This window comes from Rickettsia endosymbiont of Rhinocyllus conicus, from assembly GCF_964026465.1.
Classification (GTDB): Bacteria; Pseudomonadota; Alphaproteobacteria; order Rickettsiales; family Rickettsiaceae; genus Rickettsia.
Genome location: NZ_OZ032155.1, coordinates 1,075,624 through 1,093,298, shown reverse-complemented (window position 1 = coordinate 1,093,298; position 17,675 = coordinate 1,075,624). Strand labels below are relative to the sequence as shown.

Genomic DNA, 17,675 nt, shown 5'->3' with positions numbered 1-17,675 from the left:
TTTTTAACTGGATACCTTGGAGCCGGTCTTATTGCATGACTCCTCCAATGTCATTCCCAGCAACGGCGGGAATCCAGTCAATTATATTGTCATCCCGTGACTTGATCACGGGATCTTGTGCCATAGAATGTGTCCTGAGATACCGCAGTCAAGCCGCGGTATGACAGACTTTTTTCTAGATTCCCGCCTCCGCGGGAATGACATACAAGGCATTTTCCGAGCCATACAACAACGCTTTTAGTTAGCAATAAAAATTATTTTACTTCGCTGCTTCAGCTGGTTGCTCGCTTTCAGCTTCAGTTTTTGCTCCTCTACGTCCTATTATAGTTGCAAGCACAAATTCTTTCTTTGTAGTAAAGCTACAACCTTCTGGTAGTTTTACTTTTGAAGATTTTAATGAAGTAGCAATCGGCATATTAGTAACGTCAATAGTTACGTTTCTTGGAATATTATTAACATCACATAATAAAGTAACTCTTCTTTTTACTATATTGAAATATCCGCCTCTTTTAACGCCTAATGCTCTTTCTTTCCCTTCATATACTACAGGAACTTCCATTTTTTGGGTTTTATCTTCTAAAAAAACAAAATCAACGTGACGTACTATATCTGTAACAGGATGTAATTCTACAGCTTTCGGCAGCACTTTATATTGCTTACCATCGATTTTTAAACTAATTAGCTGAGATATGAAAGCTGGCTTTCTATAATATTTTGTTATTTCTTTTTCTTCTAAAGAAATACTAACTGGGGTTTTCTTTGCACCATAAATAATAGCAGGAACACGCCCCTCTCTTCTTAATGCTCTTGCTGCACCCGTACCAAATTCATTGCGAGACTTTGCTTCAAGTTCTAATATTTCACTCATTATTTCAACACTTTAAACTTTATAAAAAGGTTATAATAGTACTAATTAATCTAAAATTCAAGATATATTTGTAATTACTCTATGCCTATAAATTTATGAGTTTGTACTGACAACCTAGCACCACTCTCTAAAGCTAATTTTACCGCTAATTCGTTATTTTCTTTGTTAAGTTTTTGATCATTTTGATCCATAGGCTGAACAAAAACCGGTATATTGTAAGCAGTTTGTCCTATTTCAGGTATTAAGCTATACTCTAAAATATTCTTAGCAATGATAAATTTTACAGCACTAATTTTAGGCAATAAATCTTCTCTGATTTTGCTATAGCCGTTTTTACCTGCTTTAGGCGAGCATATTATAGATACTTTATCCGGCAAAGAACGATATAACGTGCCGTTAGTTTCTATCTGCACCTTAAAATCTTGTTCTAATAATTTTTGGCACAATAATTCTATAGGTTGACGCATCGGCTCACCACCCGTTATCACTACTAACTTAACTGATTGCTTGTTTTTAGAATTTAAAGTAAGTAGGCTAACCTTAGATAAAATATCATCTATTTTGATTGTTTCGAAATTTTCAAATTCTGTATCACAAAAATCGCACGCAAGGTTACATCCTCCAAACCTGATGAATATGGCAGGAACACCTACAAATATTCCCTCACCTTGAATAGTTTTAAAAATAGATTGCACTTGTAATTGCGTCCCGTCACCTTTTAATATTCCTCTTTTAGGATTTTGCCCAAACATTATTTTGCAATTAAAAACGTTAATGATTACTATTATAGCATAAATAACAATATAGTTAAAGTTACTAATTTTAGCATAAATAACATATAGTAATAAATTACAAAAAACGTCTTGCAATAAATTATAAAAGAAACTATTATTTAGCTTTCAATCGGTAACGTGGCTTTGGTATGCCTAAATATTACCGGTAAATGTCTTATAAATACCAAATTAAAGGAAAATCATGCCTAAATTAAAAACAAAATCTGCTGTAAAAAAGCGTTTTAAACTTACTGCTAGTGGTAAAGTGGTTGCATCTCAAGCAGGTAAAAAACATTTTATGCGTCGTCGTACTAAAGCTCAAATTCGTAACTTACGTGGAACTACGATACTTTGTGATCAAGATGGATATAACATCAAAAAATATTTTCTTCCATATGGTACAAATTAATTAAGGAGCTAAAAAATGACACGTGCAAAATCAGGAAAAATTTCCAAAAATCGACATAAAAAAATCCTCAAACTTGCAAAAGGTTATAGGGGTAGAGCTAGTACTTGCTTTAGAGTAGCTATTGAGAAAGTAGAAAAAGGACTACAATATGCTTACAGAGATCGCAGAAATCGTAAGCGTGATTTCAGAGGTCTGTGGATTCAAAGAATAAATGCAGCGGTAAGAGAGCATGGTTTAGTATATTCTCAATTTATGGGGGCTCTTAAAAAAGCTCAAATCGACATAGATCGTAAAGTCCTTGCAGAACTTGCTGTAAATAACAATGAAGGATTTGCAAGTATCGTAGAACAAGCAAAGGCACATATTTAATATAGACAACGTCATTGCGAAGCGCCACTTCGTTGCTGTGGCAATCCATATACAATACTGGATTGCTTCGTCAAATTACCTTGTAATTTTTCTCGCAATGACATTTATTTCATTATAAATAATTAATTTTCGTTTGGTATAAATATTATGAAGCGTACATTTCAACCTAGTAATTTAGTAAGAAAAAGAAAACATGGTTTTAGAGCTAGAATGGCTACTCCCTCTGGAAGAGCAATTTTAAGAAACCGTCGTGCTAAAGGCAGAAAAAAACTATCCGCATAAATACTAATCTGACCTATTCAATTGTTTATCACCTCTTTAAAAAATCAAAAGGAATTTGAGCTTATAAATAAGCTTGGCAAAAAATTTCATGAAAAATATTTTATTTTGGTGATAGCAAAGAACATCCCAAAAATCTTTCTTGAATCAAAATATAATATCTTCCTAGGAATAAAAGTTAGCAAAAAGCTAAATAAAAAAGCTGTAGTACGTAATAAAATTAAAAGACGTATAAAACATCTTATTAGGCTTATTTGTAATAATTCTAATCTCAAAAAGCTTGCGATGATAATTATTCCAAGAAAGGGCTTTGATACGGCAGACTTTTCAGTATTAAATCATGAATTGAGCAAAGCAATTTTAGATTTTTACAATTCAAAAAAATAATACACTGAATTTTGTGACAAGCATGAGAGTAGAACAATAGTACCAGACAGTTTTTATTCTATGTCATTCCCGCTTAAGGCTTGCCCTGCATAGATCGGTTTTTCCGTCTGAGCTAAGGAAATTACGAAGTAATTGACGAAGCAAGGAAGTAAAAAAATGCTAACTTTATAACATTTTTTATTATTTTTTTCTGGATTGCCACGCTCATTTCATTCACTCGCAATGACGATTCTCGATCCACGCAGGCAATGCCTTTGTGGGAATAATATAAAAGCCTTATTGCGTAAATCAAAAAATACTTTCGGTATCATCCCGTGAGCTTGTCCAATAGTACCGGACAGTTTAAAAAAAATGTTATATTTTATTCAGGTGTAAGTGACCTTATATGTCATTCCCGCGAAAGCGGGAATGACATAGAATAATAACTGTCCAGTACTATTGAACAAGCCACGGGATAACAATCTTTCACCTTTATCACTAACTATCAAAATGTTGTTTTAAACCCTAAGATTTTTAGCACAACATTTATATCTAACGTGTTGGGCTATTTCTCCTTGCTAGAGTTTTTCTTAGATCGTCTTGAAAATTATTATTTCCTTGCTGCTTATTCCCATCTTGAGATGTGTGTATAGTTTTTAATGTTTCTTGCAATTTCGGTGGAATAGCAAACATTGGAGATGGTTTTGGACCAGCCCCACCTGGAGGTGGTGGAGGTGGCGGAATAGGAACGCCTTGTCCCGGCATTGGAGGTGGCGGTGGTGGAGGCGGTATAACACCAGGTTTTATAGGTTGTGTAGCTGGATTATTAGCGATTATAGCCTTACTAGCAGCTTCTTCTTGTAATCTTTGCTCTTTTCTAAGCCTGATTAATTCCATAGCAGCTTGTTGCTGCTTATCAGCTGCAGTAGGCTCACCTTTTAAAGCCGAAGATTGTGAGCTTTTATTAAATTGTTTCTCTCTTTCTTCAGCAGTATTTATAGTATTATGTTCTTTTTTTATGCTTTCAAGATGCTTAGTAACTCCTTCTAATTCAGCGACAATTCTCCATTTTTCTTCTTTAGTAATATTAGAATTAGCTTTTTTTTCTTCAAGCTCTTTCTTTTTATTTTCTAGCTCTTCCTGTTTTTGCTTTAATTCCTCTAAACATTTTTTGTGATTATCTATTTGTGCTTTAGGTTCTTCGTTTTTAGTTACTGGAGCATTAATAGCTTGCTTTTTTTGTGCATTTTTCCAAGCTAACTCTTCTGCAAACGAATTAAATTTTGGCTTTTTTACTGGTTGATTTAGCTCTTCTATTGGTTGAGTTTTTGCTGGCTGAATGCCTATCTCTGCTTCTTTGAGATCTTGAAAATTTGTTTCAGAGGCTAAAGGAATGCTTTTAGTGTCAGGTATTTCTGGATCAACTTGTTGTACTTTTGCAGTAGTTTCTTTTATTTGATTATGAAGATCTACCACTGAATTTGCTTTTCTTAGTTCTTGTTCAGGGTTTTTATAATAATTTTCTAAGTCCTGTTTTAGATAATCATATGTTGCTTTAATAGAGGTTACTTTAGTGTCAAAACTTGCTGCAATTTGAGCTGCTAATTTTAAAGATTGCTCTGATCCCCCTTTAGGCTGAATCATAAGCTTACTTTTTTCTCCTAAAAACCATTTTGACAAAATATTTGGCTTATAAACTTGTATTTCTACCTCTGCATTACCTGCTTTAACTGATACACTACCCTCATAACCTGTAAACTTATTAAGCCATGTTTTTGGTTGTTTATGCTCGGCAGTTACATTATTTCCTAGATTAGAAAAAACTTTGTTTATATCTGTTTTTGCTGTTAAAAAATCATCTAGTTTTTTAAAAGTTTTATCATTTTGTGAACTTATACCGGCTATTTCATAACCAGTAGCAGTTTCTATAAAAATTGCTTCAAAAGGCTCTGCCTTTATTCCATTATAACGCCAGTTTAGGATAAGAGTGTAAGGAATAAAGATAATAAAGCAGGGTATTTACAAGAGAGGAGTGTTGAGTTACATAGATTTTGAATCAAAAAAATATGCACTCAACAATGAAAAGATGTATCATAACTCTATTTTGTATAATAGATAATTATTGTAAAGTTTACGAAGAATGGGAAGAAAGCAAATTAATACCCAGCGTTAGGAAGCGTAGGAGATCAGGGAGTTTAAGGCTTTCAGAACTATATAACTATAGTATTATATTTTTATATATCTCCATGCAAAGATTTTAAGAATTATTATTTATATCATCTATCATGTAAATATAGAGGATATTTTAGTCTTCCTAGTTACAGTCGGATAATCCAGTTGTGGCCAAGATTAGTATTACCTTTAACTATAATGTTACAATTATTTACAGGAGATGAGACTGGTATATATTTTGTTGATTCAACCAAATTATCGATATGTCATGCAAAACGTACAAATAATAATAAAGTGTTTAGTGGCATTGCTAAAATAGGTATGAGTAGTTACGGATGGTTTATGGGATTTAAATTACATATTGTAATTAATAATAAAGGTCAGATTATGGCAATTAAAATAACAAAGGGTAATGCTAGTGATTTATCTGCTGTAGACTCAATTACCAAAGGATTATGGGGTAAATTATTTGGAGACAAGGCTTATATTTCTAAGGAAATGTCCGCTAAATTATTTAGTCGTGGGCTACGGTTATTTACTGGGATTCGCAAGGATATGAAAAATCATTTATTAGATATAGAAGATAAAATACTCTTAAAAAGCAGATCAATAATTGAATCAGTATTTAATGTACTAAAAAACAGCATGAACCTTGAACATTCAAGACATCGCTCCCCTATTAATTTCTTAGTTCATATACTTTCTTGCGTAAATGCTTTTAATTTCAATAAATCTAAAAAATTTCTAACACTACTTGCTTATCCTCAGACCTCCTTATCCTAAACTGGCGTTTATAGATATTTTCTAAGAACTCATTGCTAAAATTTTTACCACTCTTAATTCCTTGCAATTTACTTTCTGTATTTAAACCTTTTAGTTGATCCTTAAACTGATCAATTGTCCATTTATCTTTTACGCTAGGATTATGAAGATTAGTATTAAGACCTACAGTAGCGTAAGCTGATATAAAAGCTGCGTCTGCATGATTTATGTCAGTAGTAGTATTTTGCTCATGATATTTAGAGGCAAAACTTTCAACCAATCTATCTATTTTTTGAGCCTCACCTGGTAATTTAAAAGCCTTTAAAAACTCTCTTAAACTTTTCAAATAATTTTTATCTTTAAAATCAAATTGTTTAACAAAACTATCCAATACTTTTTTATTATCTTCTCCATCTGTTCCAAGATAATCCCCAACAGCTACTAAATCTAAATTATTTTTTTCCTCACGAAAAAACTTAGCTGTCTCTTCTGCAAAATCTTTATTATTACTAGCACACCATTCTTTAATCTTACTGATTCCATCTTTAGGTTTATCATTAAATGAACTTATTACTTCTCTTTTTATTAGGGGGTCCATAACTATCTCTCATAAGTTAATTATTATTAATCTTTAATATAGCTATTTTATAGACTCAACACAAGCAAAAGTTGCTATTTTTAGTATTTCACTTGCTGATAGCGTGGCTTGCAGGATTTGAACAGGCTTTTCAAAACCATTTGTTATAGGACCTATGAAACTATTTGAAGAAAACTCTTGCAATAATTCAGTAGAGATAGCAGCAGAGTTTAAACCTGGCATAATAAGGACGTTAGCAGGACCAGACAACCTACAAAACTTATATAATTTACGTAAGTTAGAATCTAAAGCAACTTTAACCGACATTTCGCCATCATATTCAAAATCTACATCCATATCATTAAGCTTTGCTTTATCTTCACTAAAATTATCTAATATATTTACTGCTTCACGAATACGAGCTGTTTTTTCCTTAGAAGAATTGCCAAAGCTTGAAAATGAAAGAAGTGCAACACGTGGGACAATTCCCATATCTTTAGCTATTTCTGCTGTCTGAGCTGCTATTTCTGCAAGCTCGTGACTATTTGGATATTCAGTAATGCAATTATCAGAAATAATAATATTATTGTCTTTTGCAATCATGATAGAATAACCTAAGATTCTACGATTAGGCTTTCGTGAAATAACTTTTAATATATCTTCTAAACTATCAACATAGCTTTTTGTCACCCCTGTTAAAAGTGCATCACCATCTCCACAAGCAAGCATACAAGCAGCAAAAATATTCTTATCGGTTTTAACGAGCTTAGCACAATCTCGGTATAAATAACCTTTGCGTTGCAACCTTTTATATAAATAATCAATATATATTTCAAGCTTATAAGTTAAAGCAGCGTTCATTATGGTAATACCATCTAAGCTAATATTCTGCCCTAATTGCTTTAATTTTGCTTCAATTCTCTCAATGCGACCGACTAAAATAGGATTCCCATATTTCTCATCCCGCATCATTATTGCCGCAACAATTACTTCTTCTTCTTCCCCTTCGGCAAAAATAATACGTTTTAGAGGTGCATTATGGATTTTTTCAGATAAGAAATTCATATAGTTAGAGGTAGGGTTTAGTCTACTTTCTAATTCTTTTTTATATTTATTGAGATTGAAATCAGAAACTTTAGCAACATCGCTATCTATTGCTGCTTTAGCTACCGCTATCGGCACTACTGTAATTAAACGGGGATCAAATGGAACAGGGATAATATATTCATTACCGAAAATCATCTTACGTCCGGCATATGCCTTATATACTTCCTCCGGCACAGGCTTGCGAGCGAGTTCTGCTATAGCTTTTGCTGCTGCTATTTTCATTTCTGTATTAATGGTTTTAGCTCTAACGTCTAATGCTCCCCTAAAAATATAAGGAAAACCCATAACATTGTTAATCTGATTATTATAATCAGATCTACCTGTTGCTATAATCGCATCATTACGAACTTGCTTTATCTCTTCAGGCGTAATTTCCGGATCAGGGTTAGCCATAGCAAAAATAATTGGATTATTTGCCATTTTGCTAACCATCTCTTTAGTTACTGCACCTTTTACGGATAATCCTATAAATACATCCGCATCTTTTAATGCTTCTTCTAAAGTTCTAAGCTGCGTGCTATTTGCATAAGTCTCTTTCCATTTATTCATACCATCTATGCGACCCTGATAGATAACACCTTTAGTATCGCATAAAATAATTTTTGATTTATCCGCTCCAAGAGCAATCAATAGATCAATACAAGCAATAGCGGCAGCACCCGCACCATTAACTACTATTTTTAAATTCTCTAGCTTACGGTTAGTAATATAAGCAGCATTTATTAGCCCTGCTGCTGTGATAATTGCCGTTCCGTGCTGATCATCATGAAATACTGGTATATCCATTAAAGATTTCAGCTTCTCTTCAATAACAAAACACTCAGGAGCTTTAATATCTTCAAGATTAATTCCGCCAAAGCTATAACCAAGATATTTTACAGCATTAATAAACTCTTCCGGATCATTAGTACCAACTTCTAAGTCGATTGCATCAATATCGGCAAAATTTTTAAAAAGTACCGCTTTACCCTCCATAACTGGCTTTGAGGCAGCAGCTCCTAAATTACCAAGACCAAGCACCGCAGTACCATTAGAAATCACAGCAACCAGATTCCCACGTGCTGTGTATTTATACATTTCATCAGTACTTTTAGCAATCTCAAGACAAGGAGCCGCAACACCAGGAGAATAAGCCAGCGATAAATCATGCTGCGTAACAAGCGGCTTAGTCGCAGAAATAGCAATTTTACCTGGTTTATCTTTTTGGTGATACTCAAGTGCTTCAGTGTAATTTATTTTGTTCATTTCGTCCATTTTTTAGATATTCCTGTTTTGTTATTGTGTTTTTTGGCTTTTCGTCATTGCGAGGAGAAACGCAGTTTCGACGAAGCAATCTCGTAAGGACTCCTGAGATTGCTTCGTCGCTACGCTCCTCGCAATGACGTTGAATTACTAATTACCCTACTAAATACATAATAATTGATATAGTCACTACCGAGAAGAAAGTTGTAAATGTTATAATCGATGCCATCGAATCAGGATTGCCGCCGAGCTGGCGTGATAAAACATAAGCAGTGCTTGCACATGGCAGTGAGCTATATAATATACCTACCGATCTATCTATCCCGCTAATTGACATCATCCATAGCACTACTACACTCACTAACGGAAAAGCGATTAACTTAACAAAGCTCGTAAATACTATGCTATGTAAAAGCTCTTGTCTAATAGTAAAATTAAGCCCTGCCCCAACATTTAACATACCAATTGCTAAAGCAGCATTAGATAAACTATCTAAAGTTTTTTTAAGACCTAAATGTAGTTCAAGATTTGAATAATTAAAAACAAACCCTACTAGGCTGACAATAATAAGCGGGTTGCGTATGATTAGCTTGATCATTAAAACCAAACTTGTTCTAATGGTGGTAGTGACAGATTTATCTGGAACGTAATATGCAAAAATCATTACCGATAAAATATTGGTGATGATAATCATATAAGAAGAAATAACGGCAACAATAGAAAGACCACTAGGACCAAGTAAGGGACTCGCTGCTCCAAAAAAAATGTAGCTATTATAGCGAATTGATCCTTGAAAAATAGAAGTGAATTCTATTTTATCAATATTATATTTTCTTTGATAAATTATTAGACCTAACGTAATAAGAAGTGTAGAAATAATAAGAGCGATTACTAGTTTGATTATTGAAGCAACACTTAAATCAGCTGTAGAGATATAGTTAAAAAGCATTGCAGGAAACAATACAAAATAGGATAATTTCTCAATACCACGCCAAAATTCTTCTGAAGTTAGCCATTTATTTTTTATAATACTACCAAGTAAGGTAATTAAAAAAATCGGCAACGTACTGCAAAAAATATTATTCATTCATTTTTGATGTCATACCGCGACTTGATCGCGGTATCTTTATAAGTTAGTTTTTAGATACCGCGATCAAGTCGCGGTATGACAAAAATTACCCTTTACAACTTTTCCTCAATCAACTTCATAGTTTCATTTATACCATAAAGCTTTATGAAAGTACCAAGTCTTGGACCATCGCTTTGCCCAAGTAATATTTGGTATAAATCTTTGAAATAATCACGCAAATTTTCATACCCTGCTTTCATGCCGATATCATAAATTCCTTTTTGAATACTTTCCGCTTCTATCTGCTCAGGCAAGCTTTTTAACATATCTAAAATATCTTGCAAAATAGCTTTATGCTTTTCAGACGGAGCTAAATATGATTTATGTGCTTTAACAAAATCATTATAATATCTTATAGCAAATTCTGCTAAGTGGTCAAGATATGGACTATTATTTGGTGTCGCTTTTGGTTCATATCTGCTAATAAAACCCCAAAGTACTGATTTATCGGATGGATTACACACCGAAGTTAGATTTAATAACAGCGAGTAAGTAATACCAAAAGTCTCAATTTTAGGCACATTTCCATGATGAATATGATAAACCGGATTTACAAAACGTTTTGATCTATCTTCTTCTAAATGATATTTTTGATTAAAGGTAATATATTCATCAACATTTTTAGGAATTACATCGAAAAATAACCTTTTAGCCCTAGTAGGATTTTGGTACATAAACAATGCCATACTTTCAACAGGTGCATATTTAAGCCAATCATCAACGCTAATACTATTGCCTTTTGATTTCGATATTTTTTCACCATTTTCGTCTAAGAACAGCTCATAACATAATTGTACCGGCGGCTTTCCACCTAAGATTCGGCAAATCTCAGAGTAAAGTCTACCATTTGCTAAATGGTCTTTCCCGTACATTTCATAATCAACTTTTAAAGCTGCCCAACGCATACCGAAATCCGGCTTCCACTGCAATTTACAATGACCTTTTGTTACAGGTACTTCTATATCATTCCCGTTTTCATCTTTATAAGTTATTGTACCAAGTTTTGCATCCCATTTATGTATAGGTACTTGCAGTACCTTGCCAGTTTTCGGACAAATGGGCATAAAAGGTGAATAGGTAGCTTTCCGCTCTTCTCTAAAAGTCGGTAGCATCAGCTCCATTATCTCGTCATATTTCTCAAGTACTTTGATCAGCATTTCATCAAACATACCGGCTTTATAGCACTCGGTGCTGCTATAAAATTCATACTTAAAGCCAAATTTATCAAGGAATGAGCGGAATTTTGCATTCATATAATGCCCATAGCTCTCACATTCACCGAAAGGATCAGGGATAGAGGTTAACGGCATATCCATATATCCGGCTACCATTTCAGGATTTGGGATATTGCTTGGTACTTTACGCAAGCCATCCATATCATCAGAAAAGCAGATCAGCTTAGTCTTTATATCTGATAATTGTTCAAATGCTTTCTGTACCATTACCATACGAGCATTCTCGCCAAAAGTCCCAATATGCGGTAGTCCTGATGGACCATAGCCTGTTTCAAACAGTACATAACCTTTTTCAGGAGTTTTGCCGTTTAAGCTATCTAGTATTTTTTTAGCTTCTTCAAAAGGCCAAGCTTTTGATTTGATTGCATCTTCCAAAATTTCCGACATTTATTTTTCTTATACTTGTAATTAATTATCAGTGACAATATACTATATTTAATTAATTGTAAAATTTAATTTGTTGCTCCCAACAATGGTTTGTTGAATAACTCTTATGTTCTTCCCGGGTAGCATTGTTGCGTAGATCGAAAAACGTCCTCGGTGTCATCCCGTGGCTTGTCCACGGGATGACAAGTGTGCAATGCCTCCACAGGATGGCACTGTTTGACAATACAAAAACTATAAAATAAAAATATGCCATTTAATACCATTATAAACTACATAAGAAAAGACAGCTATAAAATGCTGCATATAGGCTTAATTGCGATTTCTGTCACAGCTCTTGCTATAGCTTATTTTGCTGAGTATATATTGCATTATGCCCCCTGCCCTTTATGCGTTTACGAAAGATTCCCTTATCTAACATTAATAAAAATTTGTCTAACTGCTTTAATTATCAGGCAATTAAGTAAATACACTTTAGTATTTATTTTTTTAACACTACTTAGTTCATGCATATTATCAACCTATCATAGTATGGTAGAGCGAGGAATAGTTCAGCCAAGCAGTCTTTGTTCATCTATGATCCGCTTCCCAAAAGGCTTATCTATTGAGCATATTAGACAGATGCTTTATTCACAGCCAATAACTTCCTGCACCAAACCGGCAATTAAGCTTTTAGGGATTTCCATGACGGAATACAATTTACTTTTAAATCTCGGTCTTTTAATCGGATTGTTAATTGTTTGGCTTTATCCTAAAGAGTCTTCATTATGAAGCTGTATTTACTGATATTAATTGCAATAATACTAGATTTGATCTATTTTAAATTTAGAATTATTTTTTAAAGTAATTATTATGAATCAAAACCCATCCAGTCAATTAACTCAAGATGAGCAAAAAGCACATGATTATGCAGCTCTAATTTATTCATTGGCAGAAAATGCTGTTCTTACAACGCAACTTGCCTTAGCAGATATTGAATTAAGAAAAGCTAACGAAAGCTTAAGAGAAGTCGAAGCTAAAGAAAAACAACTTGCAATAGAAAGAGAAGCTTTAAAAAATGAATTAGAAGCACAAAAAAGTCTTTATAATACCATAACATCCCTTCTTACTGAATACAAAGAAATAGACCTAGTTGAAATAAAACCTGAAGAAGCATTTAGAAAACTTCTTGGTAGGCATGCTCCAGATTTTCTAGACCCAAACACAGGAGAATAGTTGTTATATTTTACCCTAACATCTTTTTCAATTCTTTCATAGAAAAAGCCGGTGGTTTTAGGTAGTCTTGTGCTACCTTACCATTATCTAAAACCACAAGTCTTTTTCCGTAATTTACAGCATCTTCCAAATTATGTGTGATCATTACGGCAGTTATTTTATGTTCATCAATAATCTCTGCCGTTTTTTTCATTACCTCATGCGAAGCTTTAGGGTCAAGGCTTGCAGTATGTTCATCTAAAAATAATATTTTAGGTGGATGAGAAATAGCTAGTGCGAGCAATATAAGTTGTTTCTCCCCACCGGAAAAATTACTAAGCGGCTGCGTTAGACGTGACAAAAAACGCTTAGATTTCGATAAACCGATAAGCTCTAATACTTCCACATCTGTTTTACGCTCATTTGCTGGAAAGCGGCTTTCCCATAAAGTAATATTTTCTTCTAAAGTTAACTCCGAAAATAATCTATCTTCTGCTTTTTGGGTTATAGTTATTAACATATTAGCTTTTTGCGATTGCGGTAATTTATCAATTCGTACTTGATCTAAAAACACCTGCCCGCTAGTCGGCTTTAAATAACCTGCTAGAATTTTTGTTAAAGTAGATTTACCGCTGCCGTTAGTTCCAAGCACTACAACAAACTCTTCTTCGGCAATATTTAAAGTAGTTTCCGATATTATCGGCTCATTACGCTCTTTTACTTTAAACTGCACTTTCTCGGCATATAAATAAGGTTTCATACAGCCTCTCTTTTCACAGAACGAAGAGAAATAAATAGCACCATTCCTAAGATAAGCTTAAGGTTTATAGGATCAATACCGATGCGGAGTAAAATACTTAAAGTGATAAAGTAAAATAATATACCTATAAAACAGGAAAATATTTCTTTAAAAGTATCAAAGCTGTTATTGCGAATTAGGATATGTCGCCCTATAACTATTGCACCGATACCAACAAGTGCTACCCCAAAACCCATATTAATATCGGCAAAACCATTTACTTGTGCTGATATAGTACCAGTTAATGCAGCAAGTGCGTTACTTATGCTAAGCCCAAGCGTACGATAGAATTCGGCAGGCTTTCCTAAAATAGCAAGTAAATCTTTATTAAACCCAAATGCTCTAAGCATTAGACCTAGTTGCCCTTTTAATAAAATTATTATTGCAAATATCACAATAATATTCAACATGCTCAAAGGTAATAACCAATTTTCAGCATTAAATATTATAATGGTACCCAAAAACTAGACAAGAAAATAGAGAAAAGTAGGTATAATATCTCCTAGGAAAAGGAGCAAAAAATGAAAAAACAAGTTAAAAAATATAGTGCAGAAGAAAAAGCAAAAATAGCAATTGAAGCAATATCTGGAGAAATGACTATAGCTCAAATTACCAGCAAATATGGTGTTCACGCTAATCAGATTTATAAATGGAAGAAAGAAGCTTTAGATTTTATGGTTTCTGGATTTAAATCGAAATCTAAACAACAAGATACCGGCCAAGAAGATTTAATTAAATCATTATTTGAGCAAATAGGCCAGTTAACAGTTGAAAGAGACTGGCTTAAAAAAAAATCTAGTATCTTTGGATTTAGAGGTTAGGAAAAAAATGATAAGTTATGCTTCAAATTTAACCATAGCAAGACAATGCAAACTTTTAGATTTAAACCGCTCAAGTTACTACTACCGAGCTAGGAATACCTTAGATGATAAGGAGTATAGAGTACTGAACAGAATTGATGAGATTTTTACAGAGCATCCCTATTATGGTACTAGAAGAATGTCTCATGTCCTAAAATCCGAAGGGTTAAATGTTAGTCGTAAGATGATAAGAAAATATTATAAAATACTTGGTATTGAAGCAGTATACCCAAAGATTAATTTAAGCCGTAGGAATCAGGCTCATAAAGTATACCCATATCTATTAAATAATATAGAGGTGGTTTGCTCCAATCAAGTTTACTGTGCAGATATTACTTACATAAGATTAAAGCAAGGTTTTGTATATTTGGTTGCTATAATGGATTGGTATAGTCGTTATATTTTGAGTTGGCGGGTGTCGATTAGTTTAGAAAATGATTTTTGTATTGAAGCTCTAAATGAAGCAATATCTATACATGGCAAGCCTGACATTTTTAATACGGATCAAGGAGTACAATTTACATCAAAAGATTTTACTCAAATACTTGAGCAACAAGGCATAGCTATTAGTATGGACGGCAAAGATAGAGCCTTAGATAATGTATTTATTGAACGTTTTTGGCGATCTTTGAAACAAGAGAAGATTTATCGTTTTGATCTTGAAACGGTACGTGAAGCAAAGATAGCTATCAGAGATTATATAGAATTTTATAATCAGCAAAGACCTCATCAATCGCTTGAATATAAGACACCTGAAATGATACATTTTGCAGAAAAACTAGAAAATTATCAAGAGGCTATATGACATAGAAAATGCAAACTTTACTTTGAAAAACCAATACATTAATACAGGAGAATTACACCTCTAAAATTTAAAAAATTTGTCTAGACAAAGGGTACCACCTCAAAACCTTGCTTTAATCTTATGTAAGTAATATCTGCACAGTAAACTTGATTGGAGCAAACCACCTCTATATTATTTAATAGATATGGGTATACTTTATGAGCCTGATTCCTACGGCTTAAATTAATCTTTGGGTATACTGCTTCAATACCAAGTATTTTATAATATTTTCTTATCATCTTACGACTAACATTTAACCCTTCGGATTTTAGGACATGAGACATTCTTCTAGTACCATAATAGGGATGCTCTGTAAAAATCTCATCAATTCTGTTCAGTACTCTATACTCCTTATCATCTAAGGTATTCCTAGCTCGGTAGTAGTAACTTGAGCGGTTTAAATCTAAAAGTTTGCATTGTCTTGCTATGGTTAAATTTGAAGCATAACTTATCATTTTTTTCCTAACCTCTAAATCCAAAGATACTAGATTTTTTTTTAAGCCAGTCTCTTTCAACTGTTAACTGGCCTATTTGCTCAAATAATGATTTAATTAAATCTTCTTGGCCGGTATCTTGTTGTTTAGATTTCGATTTAAATCCAGAAACCATAAAATCTAAAGCTTCTTTCTTCCATTTATAAATCTGATTAGCGTGAACACCATATTTGCTGGTAATTTGAGCTATAGTCATTTCTCCAGATATTGCTTCAATTGCTATTTTTGCTTTTTCTTCTGCACTATATTTTTTAACTTGTTTTTTCATTTTTTGCTCCTTTTCCTAGGAGATATTATACCTACTTTTCTCTATTTTCTTGTCTAGTTTTTGGGTACCATTATACCTTTCATTTAAGCTATTGACTATACCTGATAATCTAAAACTACGTAGGTCATTAAGCAAGTTCTGCATTCTGACCTCCAAACTCTGGCAATGGTAAGTTTACTGCATTACTATTTAAGATATTCTTAATTTTAGAGTAAGAACTTATACCGTAATGTAATGCTCTATGACAGGCTTTATCTATTAACTCATCATTGTAAACCTTACGTAAAGAAATAATACCTCTGGCACAACGTTGCCAATCATTTACTCGTGTTTGTTGTAATAACTCTAATAATAAACTGCAATTATTGCCTATCTGCTGCATTTGTTGTTGATAATGTTCGCTATATTCTATAAAACCTGGGCATAGACGTTTATATTTGGCATAATGAGACGGATTAGTGGTAAATATTCCTTTGCCATCTACTCTAACGTGCCTTGCTATTAAATCATTTTGTATAGAAAATATTTGAACAAGGTTTGGTGATAATTGTACCAATACTTCACTGTATATATATTTTGCTGGTACGGAATAATAATTATTATCTATGGTGATATGACAATCTTTTGCTACTTTTCGATTATGCCACGATGATAAATCAAACGTTTCTAATGGTAAGGGCATTAAATTATTACTTTCTTCTTGCTCAAATAGTTCCTGAGGAATTTTTTTAGTAGTACCATGTATTCGGTTATTTGCTTTATTTAACCAGTTTGCAAGATCGTGTATTAATTCTTCATATCTATGAAATTTACGTCCAGCAAAAAAATTATTTTTGACATACTTTATGCCTGATTCTACTTTGCCTTTTTCTTGAGGTTGATATATACGACAAGGAGAAAGTAAAATCCCATAATGATCAGCTAAACGTTTGTATTCCTTCTGATATACAGGCTCATAGAAATTGCTATCTACCACCCCAGCTTTAAGATTATCAAGTTTTATTACTTTTGGACTACCAGCAAAATAATTAAATGCATTGATATGACATTGTATCCATGTTTTACAACTTTGATCAAACACTACTTCATAATAATCAAGGCGACTATAGCTTAAACGCATATTAAACACATATGCTTTAACTCTACGCCCTTGGGCATTATACTGTAAGCCTATGTCACCAAAATCTACTTGTGCTTCCTCTCCTGCTAAAGTATGAAAACGAATGCAACTGTTATTCTGAATCTTATATTTTTTGATATAACGGGTTAGCGAACCATAACTTTTTGTATAACCTTGAATTTTTAACTCTTCAAAAATTCTTATGTAACTTAGATTCTTTTCTAATAACTCAATTATTTGTTCGTGCCAAGAATCCAGTGCTGAAGATCGTTCATAGGGTGCAGGATATTCTGTACCAGACTCTACGTAACGATTTATTATTTTTCTTACTGTTTTACGGTCTATCCTTGTTAGTTTGGCAATATTTCTTTGACTGTTGCCTTGCTTATAAAGGGTGATAATTGTTGTGTACATATTTATTCTT

20 protein-coding genes and 2 pseudogenes are annotated in these 17,675 nt (G+C 33.2%); 9 read left to right on the top strand and 13 right to left on the bottom strand.

Translation table 11 applies throughout. The annotated features are described in order from the left end of the window. Positions 1-259: 259 nt before the first annotated feature. Positions 260-868, bottom strand: coding sequence for a 50S ribosomal protein L25/general stress protein Ctc (locus tag AAGD54_RS05865; protein WP_341788221.1), 609 nt, complete (start codon positions 866-868; stop codon positions 260-262). A gap of 74 nt (positions 869-942) precedes the next feature. After that, on the bottom strand, positions 943-1,620 hold the full coding sequence (locus tag AAGD54_RS05860; protein WP_341794357.1) for a 7-carboxy-7-deazaguanine synthase QueE: 678 nt from the start codon (positions 1,618-1,620) through the stop codon (positions 943-945). A gap of 223 nt (positions 1,621-1,843) precedes the next feature. Here AAGD54_RS05860 and rpmI point away from each other — a divergent pair, with 223 nt between their 5' ends. The 4 genes from rpmI (at position 1,844) to rnpA (ending at position 3,085) form a co-directional block, all read left to right on the top strand. Beyond that, positions 1,844-2,050, top strand: coding sequence for a 50S ribosomal protein L35 (rpmI, locus tag AAGD54_RS05855; RefSeq protein ID WP_011477530.1), 207 nt, complete (start codon positions 1,844-1,846; stop codon positions 2,048-2,050). A gap of 15 nt (positions 2,051-2,065) precedes the next feature. Beyond that, positions 2,066-2,419, top strand: coding sequence for a 50S ribosomal protein L20 (rplT, locus tag AAGD54_RS05850; RefSeq protein WP_341788223.1), 354 nt, complete (start codon positions 2,066-2,068; stop codon positions 2,417-2,419). Between the two features lie 147 nt (positions 2,420-2,566). Beyond that, complete coding sequence (rpmH, locus tag AAGD54_RS05845) at positions 2,567-2,701, top strand: 50S ribosomal protein L34 (RefSeq protein ID WP_341794356.1); 135 nt, start codon at positions 2,567-2,569, stop codon at positions 2,699-2,701. 21 nt (positions 2,702-2,722) lie between these two features. After that, positions 2,723-3,085: a ribonuclease P protein component gene (rnpA, locus tag AAGD54_RS05840; RefSeq protein ID WP_341794355.1), complete on the top strand. Its 363-nt coding sequence runs from the start codon at positions 2,723-2,725 to the stop codon at positions 3,083-3,085. Positions 3,086-3,616: 531 nt separating this feature from the next. Here rnpA and AAGD54_RS05835 read toward each other — a convergent pair. After that, positions 3,617-4,960 carry a hypothetical protein gene (locus tag AAGD54_RS05835; RefSeq protein WP_341795190.1) on the bottom strand — a complete coding sequence of 448 codons (1,344 nt, stop codon included), beginning with the start codon at positions 4,958-4,960 and terminating at the stop codon, positions 3,617-3,619. Positions 4,961-5,278: 318 nt separating this feature from the next. Here AAGD54_RS05835 and AAGD54_RS05830 point away from each other — a divergent pair, with 318 nt between their 5' ends. Beyond that, the gene (locus AAGD54_RS05830; RefSeq protein ID WP_341795150.1) at positions 5,279-6,019 is read left to right on the top strand and encodes an IS982 family transposase; all 741 of its coding nucleotides are present in this window, start codon (positions 5,279-5,281) and stop codon (positions 6,017-6,019) included. A 10-nt stretch (positions 6,020-6,029) separates the two neighbouring features. Here the strand turns inward: AAGD54_RS05830 and AAGD54_RS05825 are convergent. The 4 genes and pseudogenes from AAGD54_RS05825 to AAGD54_RS05810 all read right to left on the bottom strand — a co-directional run. Further along, positions 6,030-6,596, bottom strand: a pseudogene (locus tag AAGD54_RS05825) (Sec7 domain-containing protein); the annotation flags it as partial. 42 nt (positions 6,597-6,638) lie between these two features. Continuing rightward, the gene (locus AAGD54_RS05820) at positions 6,639-8,936 is read right to left on the bottom strand and encodes an NADP-dependent malic enzyme (protein ID WP_341794353.1); all 2,298 of its coding nucleotides are present in this window, start codon (positions 8,934-8,936) and stop codon (positions 6,639-6,641) included. 142 nt (positions 8,937-9,078) lie between these two features. Then, positions 9,079-10,011 (bottom strand): AEC family transporter, encoded by a 933-nt coding sequence (locus AAGD54_RS05815; protein ID WP_341788227.1) that lies wholly within the window; start codon positions 10,009-10,011, stop codon positions 9,079-9,081. 95 nt (positions 10,012-10,106) lie between these two features. Further along, on the bottom strand, positions 10,107-11,675 hold the full coding sequence (locus AAGD54_RS05810; protein ID WP_341794352.1) for a lysine--tRNA ligase: 1,569 nt from the start codon (positions 11,673-11,675) through the stop codon (positions 10,107-10,109). Between the two features lie 246 nt (positions 11,676-11,921). Here AAGD54_RS05810 and AAGD54_RS05805 point away from each other — a divergent pair, with 246 nt between their 5' ends. Both AAGD54_RS05805 and AAGD54_RS05800 read left to right on the top strand, forming a co-directional pair. After that, positions 11,922-12,443, top strand: a complete 522-nt coding sequence (locus AAGD54_RS05805) for a disulfide bond formation protein B (RefSeq protein ID WP_341794351.1) — start codon at positions 11,922-11,924, stop codon at positions 12,441-12,443. 81 nt (positions 12,444-12,524) lie between these two features. Further along, positions 12,525-12,887 (top strand): hypothetical protein, encoded by a 363-nt coding sequence (locus AAGD54_RS05800; protein ID WP_341788230.1) that lies wholly within the window; start codon positions 12,525-12,527, stop codon positions 12,885-12,887. 10 nt (positions 12,888-12,897) lie between these two features. On the opposite strand, the gene AAGD54_RS05795 is transcribed toward AAGD54_RS05800, so the two are convergent. Next, positions 12,898-13,626, bottom strand: a complete 729-nt coding sequence (locus tag AAGD54_RS05795; RefSeq protein WP_341788231.1) for an ATP-binding cassette domain-containing protein — start codon at positions 13,624-13,626, stop codon at positions 12,898-12,900. Then, positions 13,623-14,111 (bottom strand): annotated as a pseudogene (locus AAGD54_RS05790) (ABC transporter permease subunit); the annotation flags it as partial. The pseudogene AAGD54_RS05790 and the gene AAGD54_RS05795, both read right to left, overlap by 4 nt. 75 nt (positions 14,112-14,186) lie before the next feature. On the opposite strand from AAGD54_RS05790, the gene AAGD54_RS05785 reads away from it, so the two are divergent. Both AAGD54_RS05785 and AAGD54_RS05780 read left to right on the top strand, forming a co-directional pair. Next, the gene (locus tag AAGD54_RS05785; RefSeq protein ID WP_045812944.1) at positions 14,187-14,486 is read left to right on the top strand and encodes a transposase; all 300 of its coding nucleotides are present in this window, start codon (positions 14,187-14,189) and stop codon (positions 14,484-14,486) included. Between the two features lie 7 nt (positions 14,487-14,493). Continuing rightward, positions 14,494-15,330 carry an IS3 family transposase gene (locus AAGD54_RS05780; protein ID WP_341794232.1) on the top strand — a complete coding sequence of 279 codons (837 nt, stop codon included), beginning with the start codon at positions 14,494-14,496 and terminating at the stop codon, positions 15,328-15,330. A gap of 80 nt (positions 15,331-15,410) precedes the next feature. Here the strand turns inward: AAGD54_RS05780 and AAGD54_RS05775 are convergent, their stop codons facing one another. From AAGD54_RS05775 to istA, 4 genes are read right to left on the bottom strand one after another with little or no spacing between them, the layout of a single operon-like run. After that, the gene (locus tag AAGD54_RS05775; protein WP_341794350.1) at positions 15,411-15,824 is read right to left on the bottom strand and encodes an IS3 family transposase; all 414 of its coding nucleotides are present in this window, start codon (positions 15,822-15,824) and stop codon (positions 15,411-15,413) included. 7 nt (positions 15,825-15,831) lie between these two features. Further along, complete coding sequence (locus AAGD54_RS05770) at positions 15,832-16,131, bottom strand: transposase (RefSeq protein WP_045812944.1); 300 nt, start codon at positions 16,129-16,131, stop codon at positions 15,832-15,834. Positions 16,132-16,146: 15 nt separating this feature from the next. Next, positions 16,147-16,275 carry a hypothetical protein gene (locus AAGD54_RS05765; RefSeq protein WP_341794349.1) on the bottom strand — a complete coding sequence of 43 codons (129 nt, stop codon included), beginning with the start codon at positions 16,273-16,275 and terminating at the stop codon, positions 16,147-16,149. Continuing rightward, positions 16,259-17,665 (bottom strand): IS21 family transposase, encoded by a 1,407-nt coding sequence (gene istA / locus AAGD54_RS05760; RefSeq protein ID WP_341794291.1) that lies wholly within the window; start codon positions 17,663-17,665, stop codon positions 16,259-16,261. Before istA ends, AAGD54_RS05765 begins: the two co-directional genes overlap by 17 nt. Positions 17,666-17,675: the final 10 nt, after the last annotated feature.

Bases quoted from the DNA above. Each gene is read 5' to 3' on its own strand.
- AAGD54_RS05860 (WP_341794357.1), bottom strand. From the start codon at position 1,620: ATGTTTGGGCAAAATCCTAAAAGAGGAATATTAAAAGGTGACGGGACG.
- rplT (WP_341788223.1), top strand. From the start codon at position 2,066: ATGACACGTGCAAAATCAGGAAAAATTTCCAAAAATCGACATAAAAAA.
- AAGD54_RS05775 (WP_341794350.1), bottom strand. From the start codon at position 15,824: ATGATAAGTTATGCTTCAAATTTAACCATAGCAAGACAATGCAAACTT.
- AAGD54_RS05780 (WP_341794232.1), top strand. From the start codon at position 14,494: ATGATAAGTTATGCTTCAAATTTAACCATAGCAAGACAATGCAAACTT.
- AAGD54_RS05770 (WP_045812944.1), bottom strand. From the start codon at position 16,131: ATGAAAAAACAAGTTAAAAAATATAGTGCAGAAGAAAAAGCAAAAATA.
- AAGD54_RS05805 (WP_341794351.1), top strand. From the start codon at position 11,922: ATGCCATTTAATACCATTATAAACTACATAAGAAAAGACAGCTATAAA.
- AAGD54_RS05865 (WP_341788221.1), bottom strand. From the start codon at position 868: ATGAGTGAAATATTAGAACTTGAAGCAAAGTCTCGCAATGAATTTGGT.
- istA (WP_341794291.1), bottom strand. From the start codon at position 17,665: ATGTACACAACAATTATCACCCTTTATAAGCAAGGCAACAGTCAAAGA.
- AAGD54_RS05800 (WP_341788230.1), top strand. From the start codon at position 12,525: ATGAATCAAAACCCATCCAGTCAATTAACTCAAGATGAGCAAAAAGCA.
- AAGD54_RS05765 (WP_341794349.1), bottom strand. From the start codon at position 16,275: ATGCAGAACTTGCTTAATGACCTACGTAGTTTTAGATTATCAGGTATA.
- AAGD54_RS05795 (WP_341788231.1), bottom strand. From the start codon at position 13,626: ATGAAACCTTATTTATATGCCGAGAAAGTGCAGTTTAAAGTAAAAGAG.
- AAGD54_RS05785 (WP_045812944.1), top strand. From the start codon at position 14,187: ATGAAAAAACAAGTTAAAAAATATAGTGCAGAAGAAAAAGCAAAAATA.
- rpmI (WP_011477530.1), top strand. From the start codon at position 1,844: ATGCCTAAATTAAAAACAAAATCTGCTGTAAAAAAGCGTTTTAAACTT.
- AAGD54_RS05815 (WP_341788227.1), bottom strand. From the start codon at position 10,011: ATGAATAATATTTTTTGCAGTACGTTGCCGATTTTTTTAATTACCTTA.
- AAGD54_RS05810 (WP_341794352.1), bottom strand. From the start codon at position 11,675: ATGTCGGAAATTTTGGAAGATGCAATCAAATCAAAAGCTTGGCCTTTT.
- AAGD54_RS05820 (WP_341794353.1), bottom strand. From the start codon at position 8,936: ATGGACGAAATGAACAAAATAAATTACACTGAAGCACTTGAGTATCAC.
- rpmH (WP_341794356.1), top strand. From the start codon at position 2,567: ATGAAGCGTACATTTCAACCTAGTAATTTAGTAAGAAAAAGAAAACAT.